Source organism: Streptomyces sp. Tu 3180, assembly GCF_009852415.1.
GTDB lineage: Bacteria > Actinomycetota > Actinomycetes > Streptomycetales > Streptomycetaceae > Streptomyces.
Genome location: NZ_WOXS01000002.1, coordinates 830,666 through 856,818 on the forward strand (window position 1 = coordinate 830,666; position 26,153 = coordinate 856,818).

Sequence of the window (26,153 nt, forward strand, 5' to 3'; positions counted from 1 at the left end):
GAGGAACCGGGATGCGCCGCACACAGGTGGAGGATCACCACGCGGAGGGACCGCTGCTCGTCGCGCGCCCGGTGCCCCGGTCGGCACCCTCCGGCCGGCCGCGGCGCGAGGGCGTGCCGGACGAGGAGCCCGACGTGCCGTCGTACGCGGCGCAGGCCCTGCTTCCGGCGGGGATCGGCGGCGCGCTCGCCGTGGACCGGGACGTGCCCGCCGCGGTCGGCCGCGTGCTCGACCACGTGCTGGCCGACCGGGTCGCCCGCGCGCGGGCCGTGGACCCGCTGTCCGGCGACGACCTGGCCGGGCGGGTCGCGCGCTTCACCCAGGCGGGCGGCAAGCGCGTCCGCCCGCGTTTCGTCTGGTGGGCGCTGCGCGCCTGCGGCGGCGGTGACGGCCCCTCGGTCACCGCGGCCCTGCGGATCGGCGCGGCGCTCGAACTCCTGCAGACCTGTGCGCTCGTCCACGACGACGTGATGGACGGCTCGGCGCTGCGCCGCGGGCGGCCCGCCCTGCACGCCGACGTCGCCGCCCAGTACGGGGACGCGGCACCGCGGGCCCGTGCCGAGCGCCTCGGCGACGGGGCCGCGATCCTCGCCGGGGACCTGGCGCTCGCCTGGGCGGACGACCTCCTGGCCGAGACCCCGCTCGCGCCCCGGACCGCGAGGGCGGTGCGCCGTCTGTGGGCCGACATGCGGACGGAGATGGTGGCCGGCCAGTACCTGGACCTGCACGGCCAGGCCACGGGCTCGCGTTCCCTGCCGCGCGCGCTGCACGCCGCCTGCCTCAAGAGCGCCCTGTACTCCGTGGAACGGCCGATCGCCCTCGGCACCGCCCTCGCGGGTGCGGACGAGGCCACCCGGGCGGCGCTGTGCTCGGCCGGCCGCTGCGCCGGCCTGGCCTTCCAGCTCCGCGACGACCTCGACGACGTGTTCGGCGACCCGCGGCACACCGGCAAGCCGGCGGGCGGGGACATCCGCGAGGGGAAGCCGACGTATCTCGTCGCCCTCGCCCGCGCCCGGGCCGAGGCCGCCGGCGACCACCGTGCCCTGGACGTGCTGGAACGTTCACTCGGCCAGGGCGCGCTCACCCGGGCCGGTCTGGAGGAGGTGCGGGAGGTCCTGACGGGCACCGGTGCCCGCGACGCGGTCGAGACGAGGATCGGCCGGCTGGTGGCCCGGGCGTTGCGGCACGCCGACGACGCCCTCCTCGATCCGGTCGGCGGACCGCGGCTGCGCCTGCTGCTGGCCTCCGCCGCGAACGGGGCGGCGCCCCCGCCGGACACCCCTCCCCACGGCGCGGAGCCGGACCCGGCCGGGTCCGTCCCGCCGCCCGCCGGCGGGGCCGAGGGGGCCGGTCGATGACCCGCACCGTGCCGGGCCGCACCGATCACGTCGTCGTCGTGGGCGCCGGACTGGCCGGGCTGTCGGCGGCCCTGCACCTGCTGGGCGCGGGCCGCCGCGTCACCGTCGTCGAACGGGACCCGCTGCCCGGGGGCGGGCCGGGCGCACGGAGCTGGACGGCTACCGGATCGACACCGGTCCCACCGTGCTGACCATGCCCGACCTGGCCGACGAGCCGTTCGCCGCCGTCGGTGACAGCCTGCGCGAGCGCGTGGACCTGGTCCCGCTCCACCCGGCCTACCGGGCCCGCTTCGCCGACGGCAGCGGTCTCGACGTGCACACCGGGGCCGACGCGATGGCCGCGGAGGTCGAGCGCTTCGCCGGCGCCCGCGAGGCGGCCGGCTACCTGCGGCTGCGCGGCTGGCTGGAACGGCTGCACCGCGCCCAGATGCGCCGCTTCATCGACGCCAACTTCGACTCGCCCCTCGGCCTGCTCAACGCCGACCTCGCCCGGCTCGCGGCGCTCGGCGGGTTCGGGCGGCTGGACGCGCGCATCGGGCGCTTCCTGCGCGACGAGCGGCTGCGCCGCGTCTTCTCCTTCCAGGCCCTGTACGCGGGCGTCCCGCCGGCCCGGGCCCTGGCCGCGTACGCCGTCATCGCCTACATGGACACCGTCGCCGGCGTGTACTTCCCGCGGGGCGGGATGCACGCGCTGCCGCGGGCCATGGCGGACGCCGCCGCCGACGCGGGCGCCGACCTGCGGTTCGGCCACGAGGTGACCCGGCTGGAGCGCTCCGGCGACCGGATCACCGCCGTGGTCACCGAGCAGGGCCGCATCCCCTGCGACGCGGTCGTCCTCACCCCCGACCTGCCCGTCGCCTACGGGCTGCTGGGCCGTGCGCCACGGCGTCCGGTGCGGCTGCGGCACTCCCCGTCCGCGGTCGTGCTGCACCTGGGCACCGACCGGACCTGGCCGCACCTGGCGCACCACACCCTCTCCTTCGGCGCCGCCTGGCGCACCACCTTCGACGAGCTCACCCGCACCGGCCGGCTGATGAGCGACCCGTCGCTGCTCATCACCCGGCCCACCGCCACCGACCCCTCCCTCGCCCCGCCGGGCCGCCACCTGCACTACGTCCTCGCCCCGTGCCCCAACACCGACATCGGGCCGGACGCCGCCGCCTGGAGCGACCTCGCCCCGCGCTACCGGGACGAGCTGCTGCGCGAACTGGAGCGGCGCGGGCTGGACGGGATCGGGTCCGCGATCGAGGCCGAGAGCCTCGTCACGCCCGCCGCCTGGTACGCGCAGGGGCACGCCGCCGGCACGCCGTTCTCGGCGGCCCACACCTTCGCCCAGACGGGCCCGTTCCGCCCCCGCAACCTGGTCCGCGGCACCGGGAACGCCGTCCTGGCCGGCTGCGGCACCACACCCGGGGTCGGCGTGCCGACCGTGCTGCTGTCCGGGAAGCTGGCCGCGGCCCGGATCACCGGCGGCCCGGGACGGCCGCGTACCCCTCTCCCCCGTACGCAGGAGGCCTCCGCATGACCGCCCGGGAACTCGACGCGGCCGGCGTCACCGATCCGGTGCTGCGCGAGGCGTACGACCGGTGCCGCCGGCTCAACGCCCGGCACGGCCGGACGTACTTCCTCGCCACCCGGCTCCTGCCCGTCGAGCGCCGGCCGGCCGTGCACGCCCTGTACGGATTCGCCCGCTGGGCCGACGACATCGTCGACGCGCTCGGCACCGGGGTGCCGGCCGCGCGCCGCGACGCCGAACTGTCCGCGCTCCAGCGGGAGCTGGACAAGGGGCTGCGGGACGGCGACAGCGGCGAGCCGGTGGTGCGGGCCCTCGCCGACACGGCGCGCCGGTACGGCATCGACCACGCCCACTTCGCCGACTTCATGGCCGCCATGCGCTCCGACCTGGTGGTCACCGACTACGCCACCTACGCGGACCTGCGCCGGTACATGCACGGTTCCGCGGCGGTGATCGGGCTGCAGATGCTCCCGGTCCTGGGCACGGTCGTCCCCCGGGACGAGGCCGCGCCGCACGCGGCCGCCCTCGGGGTGGCCTTCCAGCTGACCAACTTCCTGCGCGACGTGGGCGAGGACCTCGACCGGGGGCGCGTGTACCTGCCCGCGGACCTGCTCGCCGCGCACGGCGCCGACCGGGCGCTGCTGCGGTGGAGCCGGGACACCGGGCGCCGCGACCGGCGCATCACCGCGGCGCTGGAGGAGTTCGAGGCGCTGACAAGGGGCGTGTACCGGGAGGCGGCGCCCGGCCTCGGGATGCTCGACCCGGTCTCCCGCCCCTGCATCCGCACCGCGTTCGTGCTGTACGGCGGCATCCTGGACGCCGTCGCCCGGGACGGGTACGCGGTGGTGCACCGCCGCGCGGTGGTCCCCCGCCGGCGCCGTGCCGCGGTCGCCGCCGACGGGCTGGCCCGGGTGGCCGCCGCCCGGCTGCGCGCCCGTGGCGCCGGGCCGCGCCCGGACGTCCCCCCGCCCGTCCCCTGCGGCGGGCCGTACCCGCCGGTTTCCGAGGAGGTCGCGTGAACACCGGATCCACGGGCGGGCGCCGGCGCCTGCCCCTGTCCCTGCGCAGGCGCGCGGTGCCGTGGGAGCGGCAGCGTCCCACCTGGCGCGAGGCACGGCCCGCCGTGATCTCCGGGGCGCTGAAGCGGGCCCAGGCGCGTCCGTCGGGCAACTGGTACGTCGTGGGGGCCTCCCGCGACGTGCGCGGCGACCGTCCGCTGGCGCGCACCGTGGCGGGACAGGAGGTGGTGGTGTGGCGGGACGCCGGCGGCCGTGCGGTCGCCGGGCCCGGGATCTGCCCCCACCTGGGGGCGCCCCTGCGGGACAGCCCCGTGCGCTGCGGCACGCTGGTGTGCCACTGGCACGGACTCGCCCTGGACGGCGGCTCCTTCGCGGGCTGGGAGCCGTTCCCGGCGCACGACGACGGCGTGCTGGTGTGGGTCCGGCTGGACGCGGTGGGCGGCGAGGCGCCGCTGGACGCGCCCGTGGTGCCGCGGCGGCCCCCCGGGGCGCGGGCCGTGTCGGCCGTGTACACCGGGGTGGGGACCTGCGAGCCCGAGGACGTGGTGGCCAACCGCCTGGACCCCTGGCACGGGGCCTGGTTCCACCCCTACTCGTTCGTCGACCTCACCGTGGTGGGCTCACCGGACGGTACGGACGCGAGCGTGGACGCCTTCACCGTGGACGTGTCCTTCAAGGTCGCGGGGCGGCTGGTGGTGCCGGTGCGGGCGGTGTTCACCGCGCCCGAACCGCGCACGGTCGTCATGCACATCACCGAGGGCGAGGGGGCGGGGTCCGTGGTCGAGACGCACGCCGTCCCCCTGGGCCCGGACGACCGGGGACGGCCCCGCACGGCGGTCGTCGAGGCGGTGGTGGCGGCCTCCGACCGTCCGGGCTTCGCCGTCGCGCGGGGCGCGGCCCCGCTGCTGCGCCCGCTCGTACGGGCCGCGGCCGGCCGGCTGTGGCGCGACGACCTGGCCTACGCCGAGCGGCGCTGGGCGCTGCGCGCCACGGGGCGCTTCCCGGGCTGACCACCCCGGCCGGCGCGGCCGCCCGCCCGTGGTCAGGTGTCCGCGCGGGCGGCCGCCCGGTCGGCCTCCCCTCCGGCGCCCAGGGGACCGGTGTGCCGCAGGGGGTCCTCGGCCTCCAGCCGGGCCAGCTCGCGGCGGGCCACCCGCAGCACGACGGGGGGCAGCGCGGCCCGCGCCCCCTGCGCCAGGCGCAGCCAGCGGGGCACGTACACGGCCGTGCTCCGGCGTTCCACGGCCGAGCCGAGCCGGGCGGCGACCTGGTCCACCGGGTACACGCGCCGGGCCGGCGGCGGCATGTGGCCGCGCAGCTCGCGCAGGACGGGGTGGCGGTCCGCGTCGCGGATCATGTCGGTGTCGGTCCAGTTCAGGTAGCCGATGCCCACGGCCACGCCGCGGTGCGCGACCTCGGCGCGCAGGGAGTGGGCGAACGCCTCCACCCCCGCCTTGGAGGCGCAGTAGGCGCTCATCATCGGCGCGGCGCCGATCGAGGCCAGTGAGGCGACCTGGAGGTAGTAGCCCTTCGTCTCCAGCAGGTCCGGCAGGAAGGCGCGGGCCGTGGCCGCGCTGCCGGTCAGGTTGACGTCGATCACGCGCCGCCACTGGGCGGGGTCGGAGGTGGCGAACGGACCCCCTTCGGCGACGCCGGCGTTGGCCACGACGGCCGAGGGGGTGCCCAGGCGCGTCCTGATCAGGCCGGCCGCGTCCGCGAGGGCGGCCTCGTCGGTGATGTCGACCTCGCGGACCAGGGCCGCCGTGGGCAGGCCGTCCGCCACCGCCTCCAGGAGCGCCCCCTCGTGGCCGAGCAGCGCCAGCCGGGCGCCGCGCCGGGAGAGGTCGCGGGCCAGGGCCGCTCCGACGCCGCGCGCGGCGCCGGTCACCACGACGGTGCGGCGGCTCAGCGGGTTGTCCTTCATCGGCCGTTCCCTTCGGGGGATCACTCCCGGCCGGAGCGGTCGTGCTCCCCGGCGCGGGTCCCGGTCCGCCCGGTGGTCCCGGGGCGGGCGGTGTGGTCGGGGTGGCCGGCGGTGCGGCGGGCCTCCTTCATCTCGGCCTCGTAGAGGTGGTCCCGTCCCTCGGCCAGTTCCTCGACGGCGGCCTGTTCGATCTCCTTGAACGGCTGGTAGTACGTGGCGTCGTAGGCCTCGACGATCTGGAACGTCCAGTGGCCGGGGATCACGTTGCGGCCCAGGACCCGGGTGCGCACCGTCTCGGCCCAGTCCGGGTGCCCGGCCTTGTCCAGCAGTTCGACCGCCCGGTCCAGTTCCAGGTCGGCGGTGCCGGTGAGCTGGTGGAAGCTGTAGAGGTGGCCCCGGGCGCGCTCGGTGGTCTCCAGTGCCTTCGACAGCGACCCGAGTGCCTCCACCAGCTCGTCGGTGACGCCTTCGGGGCGCTGGTGCGCGCGGTCGGGGCCGTCGTCGTGTCCGGTCATCGTCTCGCCTCCGCCTGTGGTCGGTGGTGTGCTGGGCCCGCCGTCGCGGGCGGGCCGGGTCCGGACGGGCCGCCGGGGGCCGTCCGCACCGGCCTGCCGTGCCGGTGCCGGTCCGGCACGCGGTCATCCGTCACCGGCCGGCCCTCCCGCGTCCGGCTGCCTGCGGCCGCCGCGGTCGCGGCGCGCCAGCAGCCGCTGCGCCCGGGCCAGGCCCGGGGCCCTGTGCCTGCGCAGCACCGCGCGCGCGGCGTTGGCGCCCGGCGCGCCGTGGACGCCGCCGCCCGGATGGGCGCCGGCGGACGCCAGGTACAGGCCCTTCACGGGTGTCTCGGGGCGTCCGGTACCCGGGATCGGGCGGAAGAACAGCTGCTGGTGCATGGCCGCGGTGCCGCCGTTGATGGCGCCCTGCCGCAGGTTCCGGTCCAGGGACTGGAGCGTCGGCGGGCCGAGGACGCGCCGGCTCCGGATCCGGGCGCGGAAGCCGGGCGCGAAGCGTTCGACCTGGCGCTCGACGCGGTCGGCCATGATCTCCTGCTCCTTGGTGTCCCAGGTCCCGGTGAGCCCCTCGTCGCCCGCGTCGCCGGTGATGTCGTGCGGTACGTGGGTGTAGGCCCAGGCGGACTCGGTGCCCCGCGGGGAGCGGGACGGGTCGGAGGTGGTCATCTGGCCGAACAGGCAGAAGGGGCGGTCCGGGACCTGGCGCATGGCCACCTGGGCCGCGAAGCGGGTGAGTTCGTCGATGCCGTCCGCGAGGTGGACGGTTCCGGCGCCCGCGGCCTGTTCGCACCGCCAGGGCACCGGGCCGTCGAGCGCCCAGTCGACCTTGAAGGTGGCGAAGTCCCACTGGAAGCGCTCCAGGTCGGACAGCAGCTGGGCGGGAAGGTGCTCGGGGCCGACGAGTTCGCCGTACAGGGCGGGCACGGCCACGTCCGCGAGGACCGCGCGCCCGGCGGCGACCGTCTCGCCGCCGGCCGTGCGCACCCCCGTCGCCCGGCCGCCGCGCACCACGATCCGGTCGACCCGCTGTCCGCAGCGCAGCACACCGCCGCGCGCGCGAAGACGGCGGGCCAGGGCCTCGGTGAGGGCGCCGGAGCCGCCGGCCGGGACGGGGAAGCCGTAGGTCTGGCCGAGCATCGACATCAGCCAGCCGAAGCCGCCGCTGCCCGCGGCCTCCGGTGCCAGGTCGGCGTGGAGCGCGTTGCCGGCCAGCAGCAGTCCGCCGCCCTCCCCCCGGAACTCCTCCTCCCCCAGGCGGCGCACGGGCAGCACCAGGGTGCGCGCCATGCGCAGCCCGCCCGTGCCGCGCAGCCGGACGGCCAGCCGGGCCGCGGAGCGGACCGGCGGGAACGGGGTGAACAGGGCGTCCAGCAGGTCCGGGCGCAGGCGCCGCCACACGTCGTGCAGCCGGCGCCAGGCGTCCCCGTCGCCCGGCGCGAAGGTCTCCAGGGAGTCGGCGGTGACGTCGACGCGGCGGTCGAGCACCGCGCACCTGCCGTCGCTCAGCGGGTGGGCGAGGACGTGCGGGGCGTGGCTCCAGCGCAGCCCGTGGTCCTCCAGGCGCAGTCCGGCGATGACCGGGGAGGCGGCGGCGAGCGGGTAGAAGGAGCTGAACAGGTCGCTGACGAAACCGGGGTCGACGCCCCGGTCGTGGCGCACCGCGCCGCCGGGTTCGGGTTGCTCCTCCAGCACCTCCACGCTCCAGCCCGCGTCGGCCAGCAGGTTCGCCGCGACCAGCCCGTTGGGGCCGGCCCCGATCACCACGGCGTCAGGCACGGGACCCTCCCGCGCCGGGCTTCGGCGACACGACCTGGCCCAGGGGGCGGCGCCGCTCCTCCTCGGCGGCCTCGGCCTCGCAGAGCTTCGCCAGCCGGGCGAGCATGGCGCGGTGGCGCAGCTGGATCAGGACGTCCACGGCCACGTTGTGCATCGTCCCGCCCGCTCCCTGCAGGGGGTGTTCGTCCACGAACACCAGGCACTCCTCGCCCCAGGGCCGCACCTCGATGGCGACCCGCGCCGTGCCGAGCGGTCCCGCCTTGGCCTCGAGCTCCAGGGCCTCGCCCGGCTCGCAGCGCCGGACGACGGTCTCGTTGGACAGGCGCGCGGGGCCGAGGCGCACCTCGTAGCGGATCGCCGCGCCGAGCTGCGGCCACTGTCCCCGCACCGGCTCCGACGACGAGGTCCCCACCACCCATTCGGCGTAGCGGCTGCCGTCCGCGAGGACGGCCCAGACGGTCTGCGGGCTGGTATGGATCAGACGATGACGAACCGCCACATCGGCCTCCCGTTCGCGGAGCGGTACCAGTGAGCACTGAGTGCCCCCTCCGGCACGAGTCAACCGGCGGCCCGCGGCCCGGGGCGCAGGCCGGGCCGGTGCGCGGCGGACGGTGTCACGCCGGGTCCCGGGCCGGGGTCAGGGCCCAGCGGATGCCCGCGGTGACGGCGGTGCCCAGCGGACGGACGCACACGCCCTCGGCCGGGGGCACGCGGGGCAGCCACAGCGCGCGGGAGGCCCAGGTGGGCAGCAGGGACACCGCGTTGGCGGCGAGGATCCCGTACGGCAGCCGGGCGAGGAGCGGGACGGGCGGGTTGAGCAGCAGGTAGCGGGCCGTGCCGCGCGCCTCGGGGGTCGCGCGCAGCTCGGCGCGGTAGGCGGTCAGCCGCTCGGCGAGTCCGGCGCGGTCCACCGGCGGGTCGGGCACGCCGAGCGCGGTGGCGACGCGCGCCATGTCGGCGACGTACCCGTCGCAGCCCTCGTCGTCCAGGGGGCGGGCACCGTAGCGCTGGTGGGCGCGCAGGAAGCAGTCGACCTCCGCGACGTGCACCCAGCACAGCAGACGGGGGTCGGAGGCCCGGTACTCCTCGCCGTCGGCGGTGGTGCCGCGCACCGTCTCGTGGACGGCCCGCACCCGGTCGACGGCCTGCTGGGCGCTGTCGGCGGTCCCGTAGGTGGTGACGGCCAGGAAGGTGCTGGTCCGCTGCAGGCGCCCCCAGGGGTCGCCGCGGAAGCCGGAGTGTCCGGCGACGGCGGCCATGGCCAGCGGGTGGAGCGACTGGAGCAGCAGGGCCGACAGTCCGCCGATGAACATCGAGGCGTCCCCGTGCACCCTCCTGACCGGTCGCTCGGGTCCGAACCAGCGCGGACCGGGCGTGCCGTGGATGTGCGCGCGGGTGGCCGGTCCGTCCGGCCCGGCCACCCGGGAGAAGATCGCGTGGCCGACGCGGTCGCGCAGCGCCGATTCGCCTTCCGTCAGGAGTCCCATGGCCGCTCCGCCCTCCTCACGCCCGCGACGACCGGTCGGTGCGACGCCCCGCGGCGCCCGTGCCCCGTACCCTGCCCGGTACCCAGGAGGGGCGGCTCGTCCACGTCATGGCCGCGGGCGGGACGGGATCCGCGCTCAGGGGACGTCCCCCCGCCATTCGAACACCCGGTCGTCCGTGCCGCGGGGCGCGTAGACCGCGCGCCCGCCCGCGCCGTAGCGGCCTATCTCGGTGGGCAGGCCGACGCCGTCCCTCAGTTCCGTGTCGGCGCGGTCGGTGACGTCCAGCAGCAGGCCGTCCAGCGGGCCGCCCGCCAGCTCCACGTACGAGCGCCCGTCGCGCGGCCCGGGATCGTCGTGGTCCGCCCCGTAGACCCGGCCGCGCATGAACTCCAGTTCGTCCATGCCCGGCAGGATGGCATCCGCCACTGACAACCGGCCCTAATACTCCAGCAGCGGATCGTGTCCTGAGCTGCGTTTTCGGTAGTGGCAGCGGCGGGCGACGGCTTGGCGGTGTCTTCTTCCAGGCCGACCACTTCAGTGCGTGGGTGACGGGGTCGCGGTCGGCTTGTGGGCGGGGCAGGAGAGCGTCCAGGAGCCGCCGGATCTCTGCCACGGTGAGCGGGACGAGGGCTGATCCGTTTCTGCAGCCCCCTTTGCGGCCTCGCCGCCGGCCTGGGCGGCGAGCGCAGTCAGGACCGCGTGGGCGAGCATGGCCGGGGTGATGTGCCGATACCAGCCGGGATAACGGCGGACCTCGTACTGGTCGAGGCCGCACTCGTTCTTCGCGGCCTGGAAGCACTCCTCGATCGCCCAGCGGGAGCCGGCGATGCGGGCCAGCTCGGCGATCTCGACACCGACGGGGGCGTAGACAAGGTAGTAGGCGAGTTCGCCGGGGTCGGACAGGCTGCGGCGAGCCATGACCCAGCGGTGATGGGTTGGCGGATCGGGGTCGAAAATGATGTTGGCGGGCAGCTCGGCTGCGGCCCAGTCGTAGACACGCGGGCCCTTGGCGCCGTTGCCGCAGGAGAGCCGCTGCCAGGCGTCACCGGGTGCCTCGTCGATGAGCTGGTCGATGCGCCAGATGCCGGCCAGGGACTTGGTCTGCTGCGACTTGGGTACCGCCACCACATAGCCGATGTCGAGTTGCTCGAGCGGGCGGCGGAAGTGCCAGTCCTGCCCGTAGGCCTCGTCCGCGGTGACCCAGGCGGCGGGCAGGCCGGCGGGCAGGCAGCGTCGGACGATGTCCCGGGCCGGCTCTCCCCTGGTCGCAAAGCCCCGCTCGTCGGGGATCTTCGCCGCCCGGCAGCGGTCACGGTCGGACGTCCAGGCCTTGGGCAGGTAGAGCTCCCGGTCCACCAGGGCCCGGCCCGAGCGGGTGGCATAGGCGGCGAACACCCCGATCTGGCTGGGGTACCCCCTCTGGGGGATTGTCGATCTTTCCCGAGGTGCCGGTGTACTGCCGGCCCACCCCGGCCGAGGTGGTGCCCTTCTTGATGAACCCGGTGTCGTCGATGATCAGCACTCCGTCCGGTCCGAGCTGCTCAGCGACGTAGGCACGGACATCGTCACGCAAGGCCTCCGCGTCCCAGACGCTGCTGCTCAACAGCCGCTGGAAGCCGTCGGGAGTGCGGTGACCTGCCCATTCCGCGAGCTGCCAGCCGTTCTTCCTTGCAGCTTGGCCCAGCAGACCGCGGACGTAGTCCCGCATCCGCCACCGCAGATCCGCCCGAGCGAACCGGCCCGCCACCCGCGCGAACACCGACTCCAACTCGTCATCCCAGCAACCGACTTCAGCCATGCCCTCCATGCCAGGACAACGACAATCGCCAGCTCAGGACACGATCCGCTGCTGGAGTACTAAGCTCAGACGCATTCTGAAATGATCAGTAATAGGCGGGCTGCTGCCTGCTGCACGTGTGCGTGCTGCGGCTCCGGGCGGCCAAGGCTATGGCGGGTCCGCCCGCTGTTCGGCTCCATCCCGGGCGGTTGACTCCGCATACGGAATATCGGGGTAGTAGCCGGACTGGGACCGGCTGTAGTGACACAACCGCATTATTCCGTGACAGATCGACGAGGTGGCGTGACCGCAGCCAATTGATTACGGCACCTCGGGGAGGGGGCCTTGCCGTGCCGCCTACCTTCCCGATGCGCATCCGGGAATGCGGAGTTAGCATGGCTGCTATAAGGCCACCCACGCCAACGGCGCCACTGCTGATAGTTAGATCACCGAGGGCCACTGATCATCGGGCGATGACGCGAGGCTTGCATGCCCCCACTTGTTTCGGAGTTTTTGGCACGAATTTTTTTTAGGCAGGAACTATCTGCGACAGCGGAGGATCTCATGAGCCCCGAAAACAAGCGCGACCCAGAAGTGAACCTGAATCCGCACCCTCTGGTTCCGGAGCACTTCACGACCGACGCTGCTGACGGATTGACAGTACTCATGGGTTTCATCGGTCCGTCCACGTCGGACGGGCGAGTACGAGTGTACCTGGACCTGTCTTTCGAAAGTTACTTTGCTATCGGCAGAAACGATGTGGTCCAAACAGCGGCCGTGGACTCGGATGACGAAAACAGCCCTTCGATTCTGTGGGTGCGGAGTTCCGCGAAACTGATGCTGGTGAACGTCGGTCGCCTGACGGGAGACGCGAAGAACCTCACCGGGGCCATCCGTCGATACCACCGTGCCAGGCAACCACGGGATGACACAGACTTTTGTAGCGTGTTCTGCGATGGCGCCACGGAGGGATGCGGATCGAGCTGGGCATGCGGTCCCAGCGATGCCTGCACGGCTGACATATTCTGCACCCCCAAGTAGAAAACCCAGGACACCGGGTGCCAACATGCATGCATACGGTGAGTCACGCACCGGCGGGCCGGGCGCGCAGGACATCGATCACGTAATTCCGTTCTTACTGGATCTCGGTCTTCTTTCCGAAGAGGATTTCTTCGCAGGCGGCGTGGCAGTAGAGACCCTTCCTCACCGGAACCGGAACAATCGTGTCACGGTGACGGAGAAGACTGGCTTCTTTCTCAAGCAACCCGAGACGCTGGCTGAGGGCAGCTGTCGTACACTTCGCCGGGAGGCCGAGTTCTTTCACCGGCAACTCTCCTGCGGGTTCCCTCTTGCCGATTCACTGCCCCGTCTTCTGGCATACGAGCCGACCATCCCCGCACTCGTCTTCGAGCTGCTACCGGAGCATCACACGCTCGAGGAGTTCTGCACCTGGTCCCATGGTCACTACGGGTTCCCCATCCATACCTGGCGGGAGCTGGGACGCCGGCTGTTCCGCATACACGAGACTCTTCGCCTCGACTTTCGCCGCGAGCCCGAACGATCCCCTCTCCCTTGGATCGCGCGAGCCGCTGCACCGAGTCCGTATTCATTGGTGAAGTTCAGCCCTGCCGACATGGATGTACTCCGGATCGTTCAGTCGTCGCACGCGATCAGAAAAGGTCTCCGCAGCATCGGTGAACTCTGGGAACCCGACACAGTCATCCACGGAGACATCCGCGCGAACAATATCCTGGTGCACTCCGAGGGCAGTTCGGCTGAGGACGTCCGTTTCATAGACTGGGAGATGTGTCAGGTCGGAGACCGAGTCTGGGACATTGCCAGCTTCTTCGAGGTGCTGGTTCGGTTCTGGCTGAGTGGCCTTCTGTCACCTCCGCAAGGGGAAATGCCGGAGATCCCTCAGTGGCCACCGTCGCAGGCGGTGTTCCAGGCCACTAGCCGCGCCTTCTGGCAGGGCTACTTCACTCCCCAGGGGCACGATGCCGGACGGGCGCAGCCAGACGTCGCCAAGATGGTCCGCCTCTGCGGCGCGCGAATGGTGCAGTCGGCCTTCGAAATGACCGCCGGGGCGGCTGACATACCGTCGTCCGCTGTCCTGCTCCTGCAGTTTTGCGAGAACGTTCTGATGGATCCACACAGGGCAGCGTCCGAGTTGTTCGCAATCGGATGATGTGGGAGGCGGCATCGGCCATGCATGGTGATCTCATCTTCATGTCGGAACAGGTGGACATCACGGGCCCCGACAGCTTTCTCATCGATGGACGGCCCTTCACGGGGCCGAGCGTGCACGGTTCCACGCCACGGAAGTGGACGGACGAGCACGGTCAATTGCCGGTGGGAGACCCGTCCGCAGCGGATCAGAAGGCGAAACTTGCCGCGCTGCTGTACGACCACTGTTACATACGCCCACACGGCGCGGACCGCGCAGCCGCTCACCTTACGGCCACGCGTGACTTCCAATCTGCTCTGACAAACGCGAACACTGGGCGCGGAACCTGGGAACCAGGCTGGAGTGTGGAAGAGGTCAGCGCCGGACCTCACGTCGTCGTTTCGCGGCACGGTGTGCGGTTCTGGGTTCCTCTCGAACAGGTGCGAACCGACGTCGCGGGGATGAGGAGTGGGCAGGAGTGCCAAGTACATGTACCGAAGGAGTACCGATGCCTTCAGCGGGACTACTACCTGATCCTGGGAGACGCGGACACGGAGAGGGTCTCAGGCCGCGGAACGGAAGAGTCCATGGTGCGCTTGTACTGGCATCTCACAAGCGCGACGGCCCCCCATTTCGTCGCAGTGCTGTCCCGCCTGATGAACGCAGCTTTCATCCCCTTCAGAGCGAAGGTACTGAACGCCCCGCACAAGTACAAACGGGCGGATGCGGGAGTTGTCTACCTTGCGGGTAGCGATTTCCTGAGGGCGCGCGGACTGTTGGGCCGTGTCCATGCGGAGGTGTACGACGGATTGCGAAATGAAGTTCCCCTCTTCACCAAGCGTCTCGCCCCCGGACTGGCTATTGCCGAGGACCCTGGCAACGGTCTCAGCTTCGGCCAGCATCGTTGCAGGCTCGTCGCCACGGCATTGTGCAAGGCTCATGGGGACGGACGAACGGATGTGCAGTGGAAGCGGCATGCCATAGAGAGCGTCTTCCGGGGGAAGGGCTCGACCCAGAGGTTCCTCATCTCACCATGGGCGCCGTGGACACATACTGCCTCGACTCCATGAACCGGACGGGCAGATTCGAAGCGGAACGACGGAGTTCCGACCTCGGGAGGAAGCGTGACGATTTCCTCACCGCAGCGGTCCGCATCGGAGACACACTATGCGCTCAGGCCCGCTGGGACTCCGAAGGAACGCGGTGCAACTGGACGGGTCGATCGAACCACGGCGCCTTCCTGTTCGGTGCATCCGGACCAAAGACTGCCGCCCTCGGACCTGACATATACGCCGGGGCCAGTGGCATCTCGCTTTTCCTGGCAGAACTCTTCACGCATACTGGGGTCACGAAGTTCCGTCGTACAGCACTAGGCGCCGCGAGGTGCGCGCTGCGCCAAGTCGAGCAGCGGCGGGGTACTTCCCGTCAACTATCGCTCGGGTTCTACACCGGAGTGACAGGTGTAGCGTTCGCAGCATGGTGGGTCGGACTTCGCACCGACGCGAGACATGAACTGCGCGGACTCATGGACGTGTTGCTGGAAGGATGGCCGGCACCGGACCGCGGGGGACCGGACGACCTGCTCGGCGGCAAGGCAAGCGCGATCCCTGTTCTGCTGCACCTGAGCCGGAACGCGGACTTGTCAAGGTGCCGCGAGTGGGCGAATACTCTTGGCGAGGAACTCTGCCGATCCGAAGTCATGCACCGGTACGCAGCGCCGCGCCGACCGACCGGTGATGCCCCGCTGACCGGGTTTTCCCACGGTGCGGCAGGTATCGGCCTCGCCCTTTTGGAGCTGCACAAGGAGACGGGCAGAGACCACTTCCTCACCTTCGGCAGGAGGGCGTTCGCCTACGAGGACGAACTCTTCGATCCAGTGGAGAGGAACTGGCCCGATCTGCGCCCACCGGTGGGCCCGGAGAGAGATCCTTCCTCACCGCGTTTCGCCATCTCATGGTGCCACGGCGCTCCGGGTATCGCCCTCTCCCGCCTCCGGGCGGCCAAGCTGGATGCCGCGTATAAGGACGACTATGTCGCCAAAGCCAGAACCGGCCTGGACAAGACCCGCGACAGCCTGGAACAAAGGCGTCCGGCTCACACCTTCGACGCTACTCCCTGCCATGGCGTGACCGGGCTGATCGAAAGCCTCTGGATTGGCGGTTCGGAACTAGCGGAGCCGGAATACAAGGATGCCGCCCTGAAAGCAGCACAGGAGTTGGTTCCTTTCGCAGCAGGAGACGATTGGCGGTCAGGTGTTGCGTGCGGTGGTCCGAACCCATCCCTCATGCTCGGGCACGCAGGTCTGGGCTATCACTTCCTCAGGCTGCACAATCCGCAGGCGGTCCGCCCGTTGCTCGTAGTTCCTTCGACCGAGACAGGGAAATCGGGGAGCAGCGCTATTGGCGGATGAGGCTGCCGTAGTCTCATCCGCCGGATGCGGAAGGCCCCATTGAACGCTTCTCATCCTGAGCGCCAGGCGATCTCGATGGCGTGAATGGCAGCGACGGTGCGTCCGATGTGGTTGGTGCTGCACCGGGCCTTGCGGAGGATCCGCCATTGCTTGAGGCGGGCGAAGGTGCGTTCGCCCGGTGCTCGCAGCCGGGCGTGGTCCCGGTTGTACTACTGGTAGTGCTCGGGAAGCTCGTGGTGGCGGTAGTAGGGAGTGCGGACGGTGGCGCCGGCGCCCTGGTAGGCGCGGTCGGCCAGGACGAGGAGTTGGCGGGACAGACAGACTTAGATCACCCCGTGTGCGCGGGCCGCGGTCAGGTCGTGCGTGCGGCCGGGCAGCGCTCGAGAGAACACAGGGGGTGTTCCGTCCGGGGCGGCCACGACCTGCACGTTCATCCCGTGACGGCGGTGTTTCATCGAGTAGTAGGGCTCGTCCGCCGCGATGCGGTCGGTGGTGATCAGCGTGCCGTCGAGGACGACGAAGCCCTCCGGTGGCGGCTCGCGCAGGGCCTCGTGCAGGGTTGGGGCGCGTTCGGCGAGGATGTCGACCGTCTCGCTCACGTACCGGCCGGCGGTGGCGGTGGAGACGCCGAATGCCGCGGCGACCTGGGCCAGGGTCTCGTTCTTGCGCAGGTGCACCAGGACCAGCAGGGCCTGCCGGAAGCAGCCCAGCCTGCGCCAGCGGGAGTTCAGCTCACACCTTCGGGCGTAGATGAGCCAGGAAACATGCTCAACGACCTCGTGAGGGATGTCGAGCATGGCACGATACGGGACCAACAGGGCTCCTGTGTCGAGACGTTGGCGAGTGAGATCACCAGCCGAAACGACCAGGAGCCCTGCCGCGTCACGGACCTCGACCACCAGCCGTCATCACCCGCAAACCACAGGATGAGAAGTGTTCATTGAGATGACCTCTTCACAGCGTGTCTCTCGCACAACATGCAACTTCTGAGAGGACTTCCGCCAACGGCGACCTGCAGAAACGGATCACGCTCTGGGGATTTCACAGAACTCGCATAGATGGTTATTTAGTACTCCAGCAGCGGATCGTGTCCTGAGCTGGCGATTGTCGTTGTCCTGGCATGGAGGGCATGGCTGAAGTCGGTTGCTGGGATGACGAGTTGGAGTCGGTGTTCGCGCGGGTGGCGGGCCGGTTCGCTCGGGCGGATCTGCGGTGGCGGATGCGGGACTACGTCCGCGGTCTGCTGGGCCAAGCTGCAAGGAAGAACGGCTGGCAGCTCGCGGAATGGGCAGGTCACCGCACTCCCGACGGCTTCCAGCGGCTGTTGAGCAGCAGCGTCTGGGACGCGGAGGCCTTGCGTGACGATGTCCGTGCCTACGTCGCTGAGCAGCTCGGACCGGACGGAGTGCTGATCATCGACGACACCGGGTTCATCAAGAAGGGCACCACCTCGGCCGGGGTGGGCCGGCAGTACACCGGCACCTCGGGAAAGATCGACAATCCCCCAGAGGGGGTACCCCAGCCAGATCGGGGTGTTCGCCGCCTATGCCACCCGCTCGGGCCGGGCCCTGGTGGACCGGGAGCTCTACCTGCCCAAGGCCTGGACGTCCGACCGTGACCGCTGCCGGGCGGCGAAGATCCCCGACGAGCGGGGCTTTGCGACCAGGGGAGAGCCGGCCCGGGACATCGTCCGACGCTGCCTGCCCGCCGGCCTGCCCGCCGCCTGGGTCACCGCGGACGAGGCCTACGGGCAGGACTGGCACTTCCGCCGCCCGCTCGAGCAACTCGACATCGGCTATGTGGTGGCGGTACCCAAGTCGCAGCAGACCAAGTCCCTGGCCGGCATCTGGCGCATCGACCAGCTCATCGACGAGGCACCCGGTGACGCCTGGCAGCGGCTCTCCTGCGGCAACGGCGCCAAGGGCCCGCGTGTCTACGACTGGGCCGCAGCCGAGCTGCCCGCCAACATCATTTTCGACCCCGATCCGCCAACCCATCACCGCTGGGTCATGGCTCGCCGCAGCCTGTCCGACCCCGGCGAACTCGCCTACTACCTTGTCTACGCCCCCGTCGGTGTCGAGATCGCCGAGCTGGCCCGCATCGCCGGCTCCCGCTGGGCGATCGAGGAGTGCTTCCAGGCCGCGAAGAACGAGTGCGGCCTCGACCAGTACGAGGTCCGCCGTTATCCCGGCTGGTATCGGCACATCACCCCGGCCATGCTCGCCCACGCGGTCCTGACTGCGCTCGCCGCCCAGGCCGGCGGCGAGGCCGCAAAGGGGGCTGCAGAAACGGATCAGCCCTCGTCCCGCTCACCGTGGCAGAGATCCGGCGGCTCCTGGACGCTCTCCTGCCCCGCCCACAAGCCGACCGCGACCCCGTCACCCACGCACTGAAGTGGTCGGCCTGGAAGAAGACACCGCCAAGCCGTCGCCCGCCGCTGCCACTACCGAAAACGCAGCTCAGGACACGATCCGCTGCTGGAGTACTAAGCGTGCGCCTCGCCGGCGCCCGCCGCCCAGGGCACCGGTGCCGAACCGGCGCTCCAGGCGAGCAGGCCGCGGCGGTCCACGCACACGATCCCGCACTGCTCGGCGTACTCCGCGGCCGGCGCGGTGAACTCACCGGTGGTGACGACGAGGGCGACGTCCGCCTCGTGGACGGTGAAGCAGGTGCCGCCGAAGCGCTGCAGGTCCTGCGAGCCGACCTTGTTGTCGCCGCCGTAGCGCTTGCACTGGACGACGAGGCGGCGGCCCTCGGGGGACACGGCCACCACGTCGGCGCCCAGGTCGCCGGCTCCGCCGACGACCCGCACGTCCGAGCAGCCGTCCCGCACGCACAGGGCCGCTATCGCCTCCTCGAACTCCTCGGGGCTCAGGGCGTCGTAGTCGGGGACGCCGGGCGCCCCGGCCGCGCGGAGGGCCTCCTCCGCGTACCGCTCGGCGGGGGCCGGGGCGGCGAGCGGGGCCGGTGCGGGCGTGTCCAGGGCGTCGAGCGCCGTCGCCGTGGCCTGTTCCAGGGCCTCGCCGGTCCGGCGGGCGATCCTCGCCGCGGACGGCCGCCGCCGTCTGCGTCCACGGGCCAGGACGAGCGCGGCGGCCACGCACAGCAGGACGACGCCCCACACCGGACGCCGCTGCACGGCTTCGGCCAGCGCGCGCGCCGCGAAGCCCCCGGCGATCAGGGCCGTGGCGAGCAGGGCGAAGAACACGGCTGTCGCGCGCAGGTCGAAGCGGCGCCCGCGGTGCAGCGGACGCGTACGGCGCTCGGGCATGGTCACCGTGGTGGTTCCTCTCTGGTGCGGCCGGTACGGAGTGCGTCCCGGGGCCGCGGGCCCCGAAGATCACTCACGCCGTCTGCCCGGGATCGGCCCGTTCACCGGCTGCCGCACACGGGGCGGGGTCCCCGCTGCCGCGGGGACCCCGCCCGGACGGAACGTCACCGGGTGTACGCCCGGTGCGCCTGGGACGTCAGTGCCGGAAGACGTCCTTCGTCTTCTCCTTCGCCTGGCGCGCGTCGCCCTTGGACTGCTCGGCCCGGCCCTCGGCCTCGAGCCGCTCGTTCCCGACCGCGCGGCCGGCCGCCTCCTTGGCCTTGCCCTTGGCCTGTTCCGCCTTCGCCTTGGCCTTCTGGTCTCCAGCCATCCTTGCTCACTCCTCGGAAACGTCCGTGTTCATCCCCGTCACCGGTCGAGTCGCCGACGAAGCGGTCCTCAAACCTCCGGCGCGGGGGGTACGGCCGGGAGCGGCGTGCCAGGATGGGCGGTGGTGCGGACCACGACGGGCAGGGAGGCGGACGGTGGACTGGCGGGGTTTCGCTCAGCAGATGGCCTCCATGGCCCGTGACCTCCTGGCCGAGCACACCCTCGACGCGACCCTGGAACAGATCACGAAGTCGGCCGTGGAACTCGTCGAGGGCTGCGACGCCTCCGGGATCCTCGTCCTCAAGGGGAACCGGGTGAGCTCGCTGGCCCCCACCGAGCAACGCGTGATCGACAGCGACCGCCTCCAGGAACGCCTGCGGGAGGGGCCCTGCTTCGAGGCGGCCCAGCCCGACAACGACGAGCGGGTCTTCCGCATCCCCGACCTCACCCGGCCCGCCGAACGCTGGCCGAACTACGTGCCCCGCGCCCGGGACCTGGGGATGGGCAGCATGATGAGCTTCCTGCTGTACACGCGCGAGGAGGAGCTGGGGGCCCTCGACATGTACTCGCGCGCTCCCGGGGCGTTCACCGAGGACAGCGAGACGGCGGGCTGGCTGCTGGCCTCCCACGCGGCGGTCGCCTTCTCCAGCGCCCTCAACGACGCCCAGTTGCAGGAGGCCATCGCCACCCGGCACATGATCGGCGAGGCGATGGGCATCCTGATGGGCCGCCACCACATCAGCGAGGAGAAGGCCTTCGAGTTCCTGCGCACCCAGTCCCAGCGCACGAACACCAAGCTGCGCGAGGTGGCCCGCCGCATCTGCGAGACCGGCACCCCGGAGCGGTGAGCGCCCGCGCGCGCGGCGCCCGGGCGGGTGCTGCGCGCGGCGCGGGCGTCCCCGGCGCTCCCGCGAGGTGTGCTCAGCGCCCGCCGGTCCAGGTGTGGGCGACGTCGATCACGACGCGGTCCTGGAGTTCGAGGACCCGGAAGGGCAGCCGCGCGCGCACTCCGAGACCGACCTGGGTCTCGCCCTCGAAGCTGCCGGCGAACCGCGCGTCCCTGAAGGTGCGGTACCCGGTGAGGTCCACGCCCGGCAGGGGGCGTCCGGCCCGCGCGGGATAGGCGGGCTCTCCGGTTTCGGGGACGTAGGCGGGGGCGGCCACCCGCACCTCGAGCACGGCGCCGCCGACGACGGGGACGGGCCGGCCCGATCCGTCCTGGTACAGGCGGTCGACGTAGCGGACGGAGTAGCCGAGGCCGCCGCGTCCGGCGCCGGGCAGATCCACGACCATCCGGTCGTAGCAGGCGGCGCGGCCGGTCCTGATGTCGCGCACCGGCGTGGTCGTGGCGTCGTCGTCGGTCTTGGCCAGGCTGCCCCAGCCGGTGGGACACGCCGTGGCGCGGACGGTCGCGGCCCGGGTGGCGGCGGCCGGGACCGCCGCCGTGCCCAGCACGGCGCCGACGAGCACGACGGTCGTGCAGATCGTTCTGGTTCGAAGCATTTCGGCCCCCTGGGCTCGCATCGCTCTGTTATGAGGTGAGACGACCGCATTCACCCGAAGGTTGCACTGTTCCTCCGCCCGGAGGCCGTACTTTTCCCGGCGGGTCGCCGCCCGGCGGGGACGTTCCGCCGGACGGCCGGATCGCGCGGGGCGGGCGCATCCGCCGCGCCGGAGCGCCCCGCATGGCACATCCTGGTGGGGAGCGAACGGTGTCCCGTGCGTCCGTACCGGGAGGACGCGAGATGGATGAGTCAGCCGCCGCAGGGCGCGGGGGGCGGGGGGCGGGCGTGCTCGGTCGGAACGCGCGAGGGGAGCGGACCGGGAGCGCGGCGCGGATCGAGGACGCGCTCGCGGAGCCCGTGGTGGCGGCGGTGGAGGGCATCGAGGGGTACGGCGGACTGGTGTACCTGCGCTCGCGCGACCGGCGCTCGCTGGTGCTCTGCGTGGTGACCGGCGTCCCGCGGTCGCTGCTGAGGCCCTGGTGGCGGGTGCCGGTGGGCGGCACGCTGCCCATGGCCGAGGCGTACCGCCGGGGCGAGGGCCTGTGGCTGCCGGACGAGCGGGCGACGATGCTGCGCTTCCCCCAGTTCACCGCCGCGCTGCCGTACTCGTTCGCCTCGGCCCACCACCCCGTGCGGGTCGGCGGTGAGCCCGTGGGCGTCCTGGTGGTGCTGCGTTCGGCCGCCCGGGAGCCGGTGGGCGAGCAGACGGTGCGGGCCGCGCTGGGCGACGCCGGGCGGGACATGGAGGAGCGCCTGGCCGAGTTCGCCCGCCGGATGCCCGGCCGGACGGACCCGGACGCCGTGGCGTACGGGATCGAGTACGAGGACCAGCCGGTCAGCGTGCGGCTGCCCACACCGCCGGTCCGGGCCGTCCAGGTCGGGATGGTCGAGTGGGACCTGGACAGCGACCGGTGGGCCGGGGACGACGACGCGCTGAGCCTGCTGGGCGTCACCCGGGAGGACTTCGGCGGCACCATGGCGGAGGTCGAGTCCCGGGTGAGTCCGGACGACCTGTACGAGCTGCGGGCGACCCGGCGGGAGGCGGCGGCCACCGGGCAGGTCAGGGCCCGGCACTTCAGGGTGCTGGACGAGGCGGGCGGGGGCGGGCGGATCCGCTACCGGCCGGTCGAACTGTGGGGACACGTCGTGCCGGCGCAGAGCACCGCCCGGCTGCTGGTGGGTGCCCTCGTGGACGTGGCCGGCGGGGTCACCGCGGCCGAGGCCTCCGAGCGGCTGCCCGACGGGCTGTTCTCCCTGGACCAGGACGGCCGGGTCGTCTACGCCAACCGCCGTTGCCAGGAACTGCTGGGCTGCGAGCTGGAACACCTGCTCGGCCACCATCCGTGGGAGGTGCTCACCTGGCTCCGCGATCCGGCCTACGAGGACCACTACCGGGCGGCGATGCTGTCGCAGGAGCCGGTGTCGTACCTGGTGCACGACCCGGACGGCGTCTGGCTGGGGTTCGTGCTCTACCCCGGTGTGCACGGGCTGACCGGCCGCGTCTTCCGCACCGGCGCGCCCGCCGGCACCCGGCCCGGGTCGCCGGCCCGGTGGCCGGCGCCGGCCACCGGGGCCGCCGCGGCGGAGCCGGTCGCCACGGCCCGCGCGGGGGCCCTCTACCACGTCGTGCAGATGGCCAGCGTGCTCACCGAGGCGGTCACCGTCAGGGACGTGTGCCGGGCCGTCTCCGAGCAGCTGCTGCCCGCGTTCGGCGCCCATGAGATCGCCCTGTACACGGTGCGGGACAACCGGATGCACCTGCTGTGGGAGTCCGGCTACCCGGAAGGGTTCCTCGAGGCGTTCGAGGGGATCCCCCTCGACAGGCAGCTGCCCGGGGTGCACGCCCTGACCACCCGGCTCCCGCTCTTCTTCGAGTCGCCCGAGGAGCTGGTCGACGCCTACCCCGAGATCGTCCTGGACCGGATGTGCGCCTGGTCGTTCCTGCCGCTGATCGCCTCCGGACATCCGGTCGGCTCCTGCATCCTCGGCTGGGACGCGCCGCACCGGTTCACCCCCGAGGAGCGCAGCGCGCTGACCGCGCTGAGCGGACTGGCCGCCCAGGCGATGGAACGGGCCCGGCTGTACGACGCGGAGTCCGCCGTCGCGCGCGGACTGCAGGAGGGGCTGCTGCCGCACCGGCTGCCCGCCATCGAGGGGCTGCTCAGCACCGGCCGCTACCTGCCCGGCACCCAGGGCATGGCCATCGGCGGCGACTGGTACGACGTGATCAGGACGGAGCGCGGGGTGGCCCTGGTGATCGGTGACGTCGAGGGGCACAGCGTCGGCGCCGCGGCCGTCATGGGGCAGCTGCGCAGCGCGGTGCACGCCTTCGCCGCCAGCGGCCGGCCGCCGCAGGAGGTCATCACCCACACCAACCGGCTGCTGGCGGAGCTGGAGGCGGAGGTCTTCGCCACCTGCTGCTACATCGAGCTGGACCCGCGCACCGGCCGCGCCCTGGCGGTCCGGGCGGGTCACCCCCCGCCGCTGCTGCGCCGTCCGGACGGCCGTACCGAGGCCCTGGAGCTGGCCGGCGGCGTGATGCTCGGGGTGCATCCCGAGGCGGCCTACCCCGTCACGGCGCTCACCCTGCCGCCCGGCAGCGTCCTCGTGCTGTACACCGACGGGCTCGTCGAGTTGCCCGGCAGCGACATCGACACGGGCATCCGGGCGGTCCGCCGTCGTCTGGCCCGCAGCCGCACCGGCTCGGTGGAGCAGCTCGCCGACCGGCTGGTCAGGACCGCCCGCCGGACCGAGGACCGGCCGGACGACGTGGCGCTGCTGCTCACCGCGTACCGCTGGGAGGGCGGGCGCTGACCGCGGTCACGGGGGCGGGCGGCTCCGCCGGGTGCTCCGTTCACGGGCGTGCCTCCGGCCGTGGCCCGCGTCCGGCCCGGTCGGCCGTGACCGGCGGTCGTCTCGCGGCGGGTGTGCCCGCGGCGCGCAGCAGGAGGACGGTGATGTCGTCGGCGTGCTGGACGCCGCTGCTCGCGGGGGGCAGGAGGTGGTCGGCGAGGCGGTGCGGATCGGGGTCGTCGCCGGCGGCCAGGAGCTCGGCGAGGCGCCGGGTGGTCCGGGTGGCGTCGATGCCGGGGATCTCCACCAGCCCGTCGGTGTACAGGGCGAGGACGGCGCCCGGGGGCAGCGCGACGGTGGTGACCGGGTAACGGGCGTGCAGGTCGATGCCGAGGAGCGGCCCCGGCTCGACGGTCAGCACCTCGGCCCGGCCGGGTGCGCGCCGCAGCAGCGGCGGCACGTGTCCCGCGCTGGCGAGGGTCACCCGGTGGCGCGCCAGGTCGATGCGGGCGAAGAGGCAGGACGCCAGCAGTTCGGAGTCCAGGTCCGCCAGCAGCCGGTTGGTGCGGGCCAGCACCTCGTCAGGTGCCGCGCCCGCGGTCGCGTGCGCGTGGACGGCGGTGCGGATCTGGCCGGTGAGCGCGGCCGCGGTGACGCCGTGCCCCTCCACGTCCCCGATGACGGCGGCCGCGGTCGTGTCGTCGAGGCGCAGGACGTCGTAGAAGTCGCCGCCGACGTCGAGGCCGTGTCCGGCGGTCAGGGAGCGCGCGGCGACGTCCAGACCGGGCAGGACGGGCAGGGCGCGGGGCATCAGGGCCCGCTGCAGTTCGCGGACGAGGCGGTGCTGGGTGTCGTAGAGGCGGGCGCGGTCCAGGGCCTGGGCGATCAGACCGGCCAGGGAGGTCAGGACGGCGCGCTCGTCGGCGGTGAAGGGGTGCGGCCGGTCGTACGACAGGACGCAGCAGCCCACCGGCCGGCCCGAGATGACCAGGGGCAGGAAGGCCCAGGCCTCCTTGTCGCTCATCAGGGGCGCCTTCGGGTAGCGGGCGGCGATCTCGGCCCGGTCGGTGAAGAAGGCGGGGGTGCCACTGGCGAGGACGTCACCCGCGGGGGTGAGGCGCGTGTCCAGGGACAGGGCGTCGAGCCGTTCCACGACGTCGGCGTCGTAGCCGTGATGGCCGGTGATCTTCAGGCGGCCGGCGTCGGCGGCGGACAGCACCAGGCCCTGGGCACCGAAGGCGGGCAGGATCTGGTGCGCGATCAGCTCGACGACGTCCCGCACGGTCACCGTCTCGGTGAGCGCGGCGGCCAGGTGGACCAGCTGGTACAGACGTCCCGTGGGGGCGGGCGACGGACGCCGCGCGGCGACGGGCGGCGGGTCGTCCGCGACGTGCTCCGCGCGCGGGGTGACGCGGACGCTGATGCCGCTGGTGTCGGGGTAGAACTCGAAGACCAGCCAGTGGTCCGGCGGACGGCGGGCGGTGAAGGCCACCGGCGAACGGCTGACCACCGCCGTGCGGTAGTGGTCCTCGTAGACGGGGTCGCCCAGCCAGGCGAGGGCCTCCCAGGGGCGGGTGCCGAGGAGTCGCTCCGCCCCACGGCCGAGCAGCCGGGCGGCGGTGGTGCTGAGGTAGGTGATCCGGCCCTCCAGGTCCAGGGACACGGCCCCCTCGGGCAGGCGCTCGAGGTAGTCGGAGGCGGCCAGGTCCGTCTGCGCGGGGCGGGTCACGGCGTTCGGCGGGACGAGCCGCGGCCGGTCGGACAGGGGCGGTGGCTGGTCGGAGTCGTCCAGGAGGCGCGCGAGGTTCCGGACGCCGGTGGTGACGGCGTGCCGTTCGTGGGCGGTCGGCCGTCTCGGGCGGTCGGCGGGCCACATCAGGACGAGGCCGCCCCAGCGGCGGCGTGCCCCGGTCAGCGGGATCGCGGCCAGCGCGAAGGGGTAGGGCAGGACGGCGGCGGTCCGCGGATACCGCCGGGCCATCTCGTCCTGGCCGCCGATCCAGACCTGCCGGTCCTCGCGAACGGCGTCGGCGACGGGCACCGGGGCGGTCGGCGGCAGACGCTGCCACGGGGCGAAGAACTCCGCCGGCAGGCCGCACAGCCACACCAGGCGCAGCACGCCGGTCGCCCCCTCGGACAGGTAGAGCGCCCCGACCGAGGCACCGGTGCCCCGCACGGTGTCGGCCAGGGACGCCCCCAGGGCGTCGTCCAGCGACGCGGCGCTCAGGAGCGGCTCGTCGGTCCCGGCCATGGCGTCCTCCGGTCCGGT

General features: G+C 72.7%; 17 protein-coding genes and 4 pseudogenes. 9 read left to right on the forward strand and 12 right to left on the reverse strand.

Annotated features, from left to right (window positions below; genetic code table 11):
- Positions 1–11: 11 nt before the first annotated feature.
- The 4 genes and pseudogenes from GL259_RS04625 (at position 12) to GL259_RS04640 (ending at position 4,903) form a co-directional block, all read left to right on the forward strand.
- Positions 12–1,358 carry a polyprenyl synthetase family protein gene (locus GL259_RS04625; protein WP_159529401.1) on the forward strand — a complete coding sequence of 449 codons (1,347 nt, stop codon included), beginning with the start codon at positions 12–14 and terminating at the stop codon, positions 1,356–1,358.
- Positions 1,355–2,883 (forward strand): annotated as a pseudogene (locus GL259_RS04630) (phytoene desaturase). The gene GL259_RS04625 and the pseudogene GL259_RS04630 overlap by 4 nt, the downstream one beginning before the upstream one ends.
- Entirely contained in the window at positions 2,880–3,893 is a 1,014-nt protein-coding gene (locus tag GL259_RS04635; protein ID WP_159529403.1) for a phytoene/squalene synthase family protein, read from the forward strand. Before GL259_RS04630 ends, GL259_RS04635 begins: the two are co-directional and overlap by 4 nt.
- On the forward strand, positions 3,890–4,903 hold the full coding sequence (locus tag GL259_RS04640; RefSeq protein ID WP_159529405.1) for a DUF5914 domain-containing protein: 1,014 nt from the start codon (positions 3,890–3,892) through the stop codon (positions 4,901–4,903). The genes GL259_RS04635 and GL259_RS04640 overlap by 4 nt, the downstream gene beginning before the upstream one ends.
- Before the next feature lie 32 nt (positions 4,904–4,935).
- Here GL259_RS04640 and GL259_RS04645 read toward each other — a convergent pair whose 3' ends face one another.
- The 7 genes and pseudogenes from GL259_RS04645 to GL259_RS04675 form a co-directional block, all read right to left on the reverse strand.
- Positions 4,936–5,817 carry an SDR family oxidoreductase gene (locus GL259_RS04645; RefSeq protein ID WP_159529407.1) on the reverse strand — a complete coding sequence of 294 codons (882 nt, stop codon included), beginning with the start codon at positions 5,815–5,817 and terminating at the stop codon, positions 4,936–4,938.
- A gap of 20 nt (positions 5,818–5,837) precedes the next feature.
- Entirely contained in the window at positions 5,838–6,332 is a 495-nt protein-coding gene (locus GL259_RS04650) for a hypothetical protein (protein WP_159529409.1), read from the reverse strand.
- Positions 6,333–6,455: 123 nt separating this feature from the next.
- Entirely contained in the window at positions 6,456–8,105 is a 1,650-nt protein-coding gene (locus tag GL259_RS04655; protein WP_159529411.1) for an NAD(P)/FAD-dependent oxidoreductase, read from the reverse strand.
- On the reverse strand, positions 8,098–8,604 hold the full coding sequence (locus GL259_RS04660) for an SRPBCC family protein (protein WP_159529413.1): 507 nt from the start codon (positions 8,602–8,604) through the stop codon (positions 8,098–8,100). The genes GL259_RS04655 and GL259_RS04660 overlap by 8 nt, the downstream gene beginning before the upstream one ends.
- A gap of 115 nt (positions 8,605–8,719) precedes the next feature.
- On the reverse strand, positions 8,720–9,592 hold the full coding sequence (locus GL259_RS04665) for an oxygenase MpaB family protein (protein WP_159529415.1): 873 nt from the start codon (positions 9,590–9,592) through the stop codon (positions 8,720–8,722).
- 135 nt (positions 9,593–9,727) lie between these two features.
- Positions 9,728–9,994: a hypothetical protein gene (locus GL259_RS04670; RefSeq protein ID WP_159529417.1), complete on the reverse strand. Its 267-nt coding sequence runs from the start codon at positions 9,992–9,994 to the stop codon at positions 9,728–9,730.
- 132 nt (positions 9,995–10,126) lie between these two features.
- Positions 10,127–11,399: pseudogene (locus tag GL259_RS04675) on the reverse strand (IS701 family transposase).
- Between the two features lie 1,036 nt (positions 11,400–12,435).
- Here GL259_RS04675 and GL259_RS04680 point away from each other — a divergent pair.
- Together GL259_RS04680 and GL259_RS04690 are read left to right on the forward strand one after the other, a co-directional pair.
- Positions 12,436–13,557 (forward strand): aminoglycoside phosphotransferase family protein, encoded by a 1,122-nt coding sequence (locus tag GL259_RS04680; RefSeq protein WP_159529419.1) that lies wholly within the window; start codon positions 12,436–12,438, stop codon positions 13,555–13,557.
- 1,045 nt (positions 13,558–14,602) lie between these two features.
- Positions 14,603–15,946 (forward strand): lanthionine synthetase LanC family protein, encoded by a 1,344-nt coding sequence (locus GL259_RS04690; RefSeq protein WP_243762543.1) that lies wholly within the window; start codon positions 14,603–14,605, stop codon positions 15,944–15,946.
- Positions 15,947–15,996: 50 nt separating this feature from the next.
- Here GL259_RS04690 and GL259_RS04695 read toward each other — a convergent pair.
- A pseudogene (locus tag GL259_RS04695) lies at positions 15,997–16,743 on the reverse strand (transposase family protein).
- Positions 16,744–17,066: 323 nt separating this feature from the next.
- On the opposite strand from GL259_RS04695, the pseudogene GL259_RS04700 reads away from it, so the two are divergent.
- Positions 17,067–18,339 (forward strand): annotated as a pseudogene (locus GL259_RS04700) (IS701 family transposase).
- Positions 18,340–18,431: 92 nt separating this feature from the next.
- Here the strand turns inward: GL259_RS04700 and GL259_RS04705 are convergent.
- Together GL259_RS04705 and GL259_RS04710 are read right to left on the reverse strand one after the other, a co-directional pair.
- Positions 18,432–19,223 carry a restriction endonuclease gene (locus GL259_RS04705; protein ID WP_159529425.1) on the reverse strand — a complete coding sequence of 264 codons (792 nt, stop codon included), beginning with the start codon at positions 19,221–19,223 and terminating at the stop codon, positions 18,432–18,434.
- Positions 19,224–19,413: 190 nt separating this feature from the next.
- Positions 19,414–19,587: a CsbD family protein gene (locus tag GL259_RS04710; RefSeq protein WP_159529427.1), complete on the reverse strand. Its 174-nt coding sequence runs from the start codon at positions 19,585–19,587 to the stop codon at positions 19,414–19,416.
- Positions 19,588–19,741: 154 nt separating this feature from the next.
- Between GL259_RS04710 and GL259_RS04715 the strand changes: the two genes are divergently transcribed.
- Complete coding sequence (locus GL259_RS04715; protein ID WP_243762250.1) at positions 19,742–20,434, forward strand: GAF and ANTAR domain-containing protein; 693 nt, start codon at positions 19,742–19,744, stop codon at positions 20,432–20,434.
- Positions 20,435–20,507: 73 nt separating this feature from the next.
- Here GL259_RS04715 and GL259_RS04720 read toward each other — a convergent pair whose 3' ends face one another.
- Positions 20,508–21,089, reverse strand: coding sequence for a hypothetical protein (locus GL259_RS04720; RefSeq protein WP_208026434.1), 582 nt, complete (start codon positions 21,087–21,089; stop codon positions 20,508–20,510).
- Positions 21,090–21,376: 287 nt separating this feature from the next.
- Here GL259_RS04720 and GL259_RS04725 point away from each other — a divergent pair, with 287 nt between their 5' ends.
- Positions 21,377–23,905 (forward strand): SpoIIE family protein phosphatase, encoded by a 2,529-nt coding sequence (locus GL259_RS04725; protein WP_243762251.1) that lies wholly within the window; start codon positions 21,377–21,379, stop codon positions 23,903–23,905.
- A 40-nt stretch (positions 23,906–23,945) separates the two neighbouring features.
- On the opposite strand, the gene GL259_RS04730 is transcribed toward GL259_RS04725, so the two are convergent.
- Entirely contained in the window at positions 23,946–26,135 is a 2,190-nt protein-coding gene (locus GL259_RS04730) for a SpoIIE family protein phosphatase (protein WP_159529431.1), read from the reverse strand.
- Between the last annotated feature and the right edge of the window lie 18 nt (positions 26,136–26,153).

What these genes read in the sequence shown, in the direction of transcription:
- GL259_RS04625 (WP_159529401.1), top strand. Translation starts at nt 12, where the DNA reads ATGCGCCGCACACAGGTGGAGGATCACCACGCGGAGGGACCGCTGCTC.
- GL259_RS04635 (WP_159529403.1), top strand. Translation starts at nt 2,880, where the DNA reads ATGACCGCCCGGGAACTCGACGCGGCCGGCGTCACCGATCCGGTGCTG.
- GL259_RS04645 (WP_159529407.1), bottom strand. Translation starts at nt 5,817, where the DNA reads ATGAAGGACAACCCGCTGAGCCGCCGCACCGTCGTGGTGACCGGCGCC.
- GL259_RS04650 (WP_159529409.1), bottom strand. Translation starts at nt 6,332, where the DNA reads ATGACCGGACACGACGACGGCCCCGACCGCGCGCACCAGCGCCCCGAA.
- GL259_RS04665 (WP_159529415.1), bottom strand. Translation starts at nt 9,592, where the DNA reads ATGGGACTCCTGACGGAAGGCGAATCGGCGCTGCGCGACCGCGTCGGC.
- GL259_RS04670 (WP_159529417.1), bottom strand. Translation starts at nt 9,994, where the DNA reads ATGGACGAACTGGAGTTCATGCGCGGCCGGGTCTACGGGGCGGACCAC.
- GL259_RS04680 (WP_159529419.1), top strand. Translation starts at nt 12,436, where the DNA reads ATGCATGCATACGGTGAGTCACGCACCGGCGGGCCGGGCGCGCAGGAC.
- GL259_RS04690 (WP_243762543.1), top strand. Translation starts at nt 14,603, where the DNA reads ATGAACCGGACGGGCAGATTCGAAGCGGAACGACGGAGTTCCGACCTC.
- GL259_RS04710 (WP_159529427.1), bottom strand. Translation starts at nt 19,587, where the DNA reads ATGGCTGGAGACCAGAAGGCCAAGGCGAAGGCGGAACAGGCCAAGGGC.
- GL259_RS04720 (WP_208026434.1), bottom strand. Translation starts at nt 21,089, where the DNA reads ATGCTTCGAACCAGAACGATCTGCACGACCGTCGTGCTCGTCGGCGCC.
- GL259_RS04730 (WP_159529431.1), bottom strand. Translation starts at nt 26,135, where the DNA reads ATGGCCGGGACCGACGAGCCGCTCCTGAGCGCCGCGTCGCTGGACGAC.